Here is a 5,798-nt window from a genome sequence, read left to right on the forward strand (position 1 = left end):
CGTGTCCACCATGGAAATCAGGATCGACACCACCCGGCCCACCGCGGCGTTGGCCAAGGATGGCGGAGGCAGCCTGGTGACCGGCCCAGACGGCAGGTACCAGCACGCGTGCACGGATGACTTGTCCGGAGTCCGCGCCGTAGCCATCCTGTTCGCCCCGGTGGGAAGCCCGGCCCCGCCCCCCACTTCCAAGAGCTGGCAGGATATCAACGGCTACACCGTGCCCACCGATGCGTCCCACTACGACCTCTATGTCTGTGCCACCGACCAGGCAGGGAACCAGGACATCCGGCTGGCACAGGGCAACGTAAAGGTCCACGACACCGTGGAGGCGTCGCTGGATACCGACCAGGGGGCCACGGTCCATGTGCCCGGCTGCCCCAACGCCCTGCGGGCCGTGACGGCCGCGGGCTGCGACGCGGCCTGCCATGCCGGGGCAAGGCGGAGCCTGGAAGAGGGCACCCTGCTGAAGTATGCCTATACCCTGCGCAGCACCGGGGGCGATGCACGGGGGACCTTCACCAGCTACCTGCCCAAAGGGGTGGAGGTGCCATCCGGGAGCGGCCTCACCGTCACCTCGCCCACGGGCCAGGGGTCGTCCGTCACCGGCACCTTCACCCCCGGCACCGGGGCCCATGTCGGGCAGACCCGGGTGGACGGGGCCTACACCTTGAAAGCCGCGGACAGCCCCACCTTAACCTTCGAGCTGGCGTGCCGGGCCCCCCTCTTCGACCACGCCCCGGGGGCCGACCAGGCGTTCGCCCATGCCGGGGGCACGGTAAGCTTCACCATGGACGACGGGTATGCCGCCACCACGGCGCTGAACTCCGCCGTGCACGAGGCCGCCCCCCTGCCCAACCGGGAGCTGTCCCTGTCCAAGACGGTGGCCGGGAAGTACGGGAACCGAGACAAGGCCTTCGGCTTCCGGCTGGAAGCGGAGCATGCCTGGGGGGCGCCGCTTGAGGGCAGCTACCCCTATACCGGGCCCGACGGCTCGTCCGGTCAGGTGGCCATCGAAGGAGGCGTCCTGGCCGGCGTGGACGGGACGGCGGGGGACCAGGTCCTCCTGAAGCACGGGCAGGCCCTGCGCCTCCAGCTGCCCCAGGGCTGCCGGTTCCGGATCACGGAGCAGGCCCTGCCCGGCTATGTCACCACGGAAACGGTGGACGGCGTACCCTATCCGCATTCCGCTCCAGGGGTGGTGGAGGGGGCCCTGGGCCCTGCCGGCGCAGCGGTAGCGTACCGCAATGATCGTCCGTCCCTGCCCCTGACCGGCATCGCCGGGCCGGGCGCCGGCTCCGACACGCTGCTGGCCCTCCTGGCCGGGGCGGTCCTGCTCAGCGGGGCATACGCGTCAGGCAGGAGCCGGGGAAGGGGGAGGAAGGGGAGCGGCCCCGGAGGCGCCGCCTGCCTGCTGGCCCTGGCCCTGGCGTGGGCCCTGCCTGCCGGGGGCGGCATGGCGCAGGCCTCCGGGATGCCGGGGACCCCCGGGGTGGTGGAGGTGGAGCAGTCCTTCCAGGTGGAGGACGGCACCCCGGCCACCCGGCAGTTCGCCTACCGCATGGTACCCGCCACCCCCGGGGCGCCCCTGCCGGGAGGGGCCGCCGGGGCCTATGCCTTCCAGCTGACGGGGGACGAGGCCCTGGCCCTGCCGGAGATCCCCTTCCCGGCCCCCGGCACCTATGTCTATGAAGTGTGCCGGGCCCCCGGGGGCGAGCTGGACGGCTATGCCTACGACGGGGCGGCCTGGACCGTGGAGGCCACGGTGAGGGCGGGCCCCGGCGGGCTGGAGCCGGACTACGTGATGAAGGACCCTGCCGGGTACAAATGCCCGAGGATCGCCTTCGTCCACCGCTACCGGCCCCTGGCCAGCGACCCCTCCCTCCTGGCGGACCCGCCGGTGCGCAAGCAGGTGGAGGGGAGCCCGGGCCAGGACGGCCGCTTCCAGTTCCGCCTGACGGCGGAACGGGAGGCCTACCCCATGCCGGAGGGCAGCCGGGAGGGCAGCAAGGTGCTGACCATCACCGGGGAGGGGGAGGCGGAGTTCGGCACCTGGAGCTACGCCAAGACCGGGACCTACCGCTATGCCGTGGAGGAAGTGGAAGGGGGGGAGGCGGGCTATACCTATGACGGAACCGCCTATACCATCACCGACGTGGTCACCGACCAGTCCGGAAGGCTGTCGGTCCGCCGCACGGTGGAAGACGGCCGCGGGAATGCCGTGCAGGCCCTGGCCTTCACCAACCGGTACCAGGAGCCCGGGGGCGGCGCCCCGGGAGGAGGAGCCCCGGGAGGCGGCGCCATGGGAGGCGATACCCCGGGAGGCGGCGCATGGAGCCTGCTGAAGACCGGGGATGCCGCGCCGCTGCTGCCCTGGCTGGCGGCCGCGGCGGGCTCGGGCATGGCGGCCCTGCTGCTGTGGCGCAGGCGGCGGCGCCGGAAGCAGGCCGGGAGACGGGAGGCGGGGGAATGACCGGGGGGACGAAGGGGGCACCGCCCGCATCCCTGGCCGGGGATGCCCTGCGGCTGCTGGCGAAGGCGGCCCTGCTCTGCGCAGCGGCGGCCCTGCTCCTCACCTTCCCGTACGGCGTGCTCCAGAACCGGGACCGGTCCATGGAGCCCTCCATCCGGGAGGGGGACCTGGTCTTCTACTTCCGGCTCAGCCGCACGTATGCAGCCGGGGATGCGGTGGTGGTGGAGTACCAGGGGAAGGAGCAGGTGCGGCGGGTCGTCGCGGCCTCTGGGGATACCGTGGACCTGACGGAGGAGGGGCTGCGGATCAACGGCTCCTACCAGGAGGAGCCGGGCATCCTGGGGGAGACCCGCCGGTACGAGGATGGCATGGAGTTCCCGGCCACCTTGCAGGAGGGGCAGGTCTTCGTCCTGGGGGACAGCCGGGAGGACGCGGTGGACAGCCGGGTGTACGGCCCGGTGGACGCCTCCGACGTGTGCGGCAAGGTGATGACCATCCTGAGGAGGAGGGACATCTGACACCGGCCCCCTGGCACGCAGGCCGGACACGGACAGGGCACCAGAGGGATACGACAGAGCAAGGACAGAGAAAGATACCAGAAGGAGGAATTCTATTATGAGAAAGAAGAACATCAAGATACTGCTGGCAGGATTGCTGGGGGCGGCCCTGACGCTGCCCATGGGCCAGGCCCTGCCGGCCATGGCGGCCGCCACGGGCGGGACCCCGGACAGCCCGGCAGAGGCATGCTTTTCCAAGACGCTGATGGTGCCCGCAGGGGTGGACGACCCGGCATCCGGGAGCTTCGCCTTCCAGTGGAGCAAGGCGGAGCTGGACGGCAATACGTCAGACGCAGGGCTCCTGCCCGACCTGCCGGCCATCAGCCTGGACCCGCTGGCCGGGGATGCGTCACCGGAGACCGTGGGCGGCAGCCTGGCCTACAGCGTGTCCTCCCCCAACATCGTAGCCGGCGTCACCTTCCCCCAGCCGGGGATCTATACCTACGGCCTGAAGGAGGCCCAGGGCTATAGCGGCAGCCTGCCATCTACGGACAGCATCCGATACTCGGCGGCCGAATACAAGGTCATGGTCCAGGTGGCGCTGGCCGGGGACGGCAGTACCTATGTGGAGAACATCGTCGTGGACCAGGCCAAGGGGGATGGAGGAAGCCCCGGTGACGGCAAGACGGCGCCCGATCCCGATGGCAGCACCCCGGAAGCGAACCCCTTCACCTTCACCAACGGGTATGTCCGCACCGGCGGCGGTACGACCCCGGGCGGACAGGAGGGGGTCCTGGAGCTGTCAAAGCGGATCGCCAACAAATGGACCGGGGCGGCACCGGGCGGGGTCGCCACATCCTTCCCCTTCGGCATCGCCGTGACCAAGGCGGCCAGCGAGGTGGGGGATCCGACCTACCACTATGAGACCTTCGACAGCGACGGTACCAGCACCGGCGCCGGCACCATCTCCTTTGCAGCCGGGGCAGCCACCGCCACCGCAAGCATCACCCTGAAGGAAGGGGAGTACGCCGTGTTCAAGGACTTCCCCGTGGGCACCGCCTATACGGTGACGGAGAACGGCGGCACCGTGCTGCCCAGCTACAACACCAGCTATGAGGTGACGGACCCGGACGGGACGGCCACCACGGTGCCGGGCATGGCTACCGGCAGCCGGACCATCGCCGACTCCACCGGCGCGTACGGCGTGGCCTGCACCAACCGCTACTACAGCACGGAGGTACCCACCGGCATCGTGATGGACAGCCTGCCCTTCCTGGGCCTGATCGCCGTAGCGCTCTCCGGCGCCGCCGCCTTCGTGATCGCGAGGAGACGCAGGGCAAGGGACGCGTCCGGCTCATAGGAGAGGGGCATCGGCATGCACAGGAGGGATGGAAGGCAGCGTGCACAAGCCATCGGGAGACGGGCAGTCCGGGCCGCAGACCGCATCGTGAACCTTACGGTGCTGTCCGCGGCCCTGCTGCTGCTGGCCTATGGCTGCTATGGCCTGTGGGACGCCAGCCGGATCCATGAGAGCGCAGCCCCGGAGCGGCTCGCGGCCTATAAGCCCACGGATAAGGACGGGGCCCTGCCCTTCCAGGAGCTGGCAGAGGAGAACCCGGATGTGCTGGGGTGGCTGACCGTCTATGGGACGGGCATCGACTACCCCCTGGTACAGGGGGAGGACAACCAGGAATACCTGCATACGGATGCCAGGGGGGACTACGCCTACTGCGGCAGCCTGTTCGTGGACTTCCGCAACGACCGGGGGTTCCAGGACTACAACACCATCATCCATGGGCACCACATGGAGAAGGGCGCCATGTTCGGGGACATCGGGGACTTCGCGGACGCCGCCTACTTCGCCGGCCACCGGTACGGGAACCTGTACTACGGGGGCCGGGACCATGGCCTCGAGCTGTTCGCGTTCCTGCAGGCAGACGCCTACGACGGGGGCATCTACCAGCCGGGGGTGGAAGGGGCGGAGGCCCAGGAGGCCTACCGGAAGCGGCTGCAGGACGGGGCGGTGCAGGAGCGGGAGGTGGGCCTGGCCCCCGAGGACCGGATCGTGCTGCTGAGCACCTGCGCCCCGGGGGCCACCAACCGGCGCAGCATCCTGGCCGGCAGGATCACGGAAGAGGCCTATCCGGACCCGTTCCGGAAGGAGCCGCGCCGGGTGGACCGTCGGGGAGGGGCATGGGCCCGGCCAGCCGTGGCGATATCCGCGCTGCTTGCGGCGGTGCTGGCAGGATGGCTGGGAAGGGGCCGCCGGAGGGACAGACGTCCGGGAGGCGGGAGCAGCAGCGGCCCTATACCGGAAGCACAAGACAGGAAGGAGGAGGAACCATGGTGTACCTGATAAGATCGGAACCCACGTTGACGGGGGAAGGGATGCGGCTCCATGCCGGGGGAGGGGCCGTCCTCCTGCCATATGAAGAGATCGTGTGGATCTATATCCGGAAGAGGACAGGGAAGGGGAGCTACCGCTACTATGGCCTGACGGAGACCGACGCATCCGTGACCGGGGAGCTGGTGGTCATAGATAAGCGCAAGGATACGTACCACCTCCTGGAGCAGGGCTCCCGGCAGAAGGCCGGGGAGCTGTTCGAAAGGATCGTGGAGGCGGGCAGCTCCTGCTTTGCCGGGTATGCGCCGGATATCAGGAAGCTGTGCGAGACGGAATTTGAGCAGATGGTGACCGCCTGTGCAGCCTGGCGGAGCATCTTCGGAGGGGGATAGTCCGGGAAGCGGCTGCCGCCTTATCTGAGGCTTGAGCTGGATTTCTGAGGAAAGCCAGCTTTTTTGCCGTATCGGAAATCCCCCGGATTAAA

The 5,798-nt window shown here is 69.4% G+C and carries 5 protein-coding genes; all 5 read left to right on the top strand.

The window, feature by feature from the left end; genetic code table 11:
• Nucleotides 1-2,473, top strand: a 2,473-nt coding sequence (locus HJV72_RS18600; protein WP_305798504.1) for a Spy0128 family protein, incomplete at its 5' end; no start/stop codon positions are given.
• Nucleotides 2,470-2,991, top strand: a complete 522-nt coding sequence (lepB, locus tag HJV72_RS18605; protein WP_208073320.1) for a signal peptidase I — start codon at nucleotides 2,470-2,472, stop codon at nucleotides 2,989-2,991. The genes HJV72_RS18600 and lepB, both read left to right, overlap by 4 nt.
• A gap of 97 nt (nucleotides 2,992-3,088) precedes the next feature.
• A complete protein-coding gene (locus HJV72_RS18610; RefSeq protein WP_208073322.1) occupies nucleotides 3,089-4,330 on the top strand; it encodes a DUF7601 domain-containing protein in 1,242 nt (413 codons plus the stop codon).
• 15 nt (nucleotides 4,331-4,345) lie between these two features.
• Complete coding sequence (gene srtB, locus HJV72_RS18615) at nucleotides 4,346-5,326, top strand: class B sortase (RefSeq protein WP_208073324.1); 981 nt, start codon at nucleotides 4,346-4,348, stop codon at nucleotides 5,324-5,326.
• Complete coding sequence (locus HJV72_RS18620) at nucleotides 5,314-5,706, top strand: hypothetical protein (protein ID WP_208073326.1); 393 nt, start codon at nucleotides 5,314-5,316, stop codon at nucleotides 5,704-5,706. The genes srtB and HJV72_RS18620 overlap by 13 nt, the downstream gene beginning before the upstream one ends.
• Nucleotides 5,707-5,798 lie beyond the last annotated feature (92 nt).

The sequence above is a fragment of the Extibacter sp. GGCC_0201 genome, from assembly GCF_017566055.1.
Taxonomy (GTDB): domain Bacteria; phylum Bacillota; class Clostridia; order Lachnospirales; family Lachnospiraceae; genus Extibacter.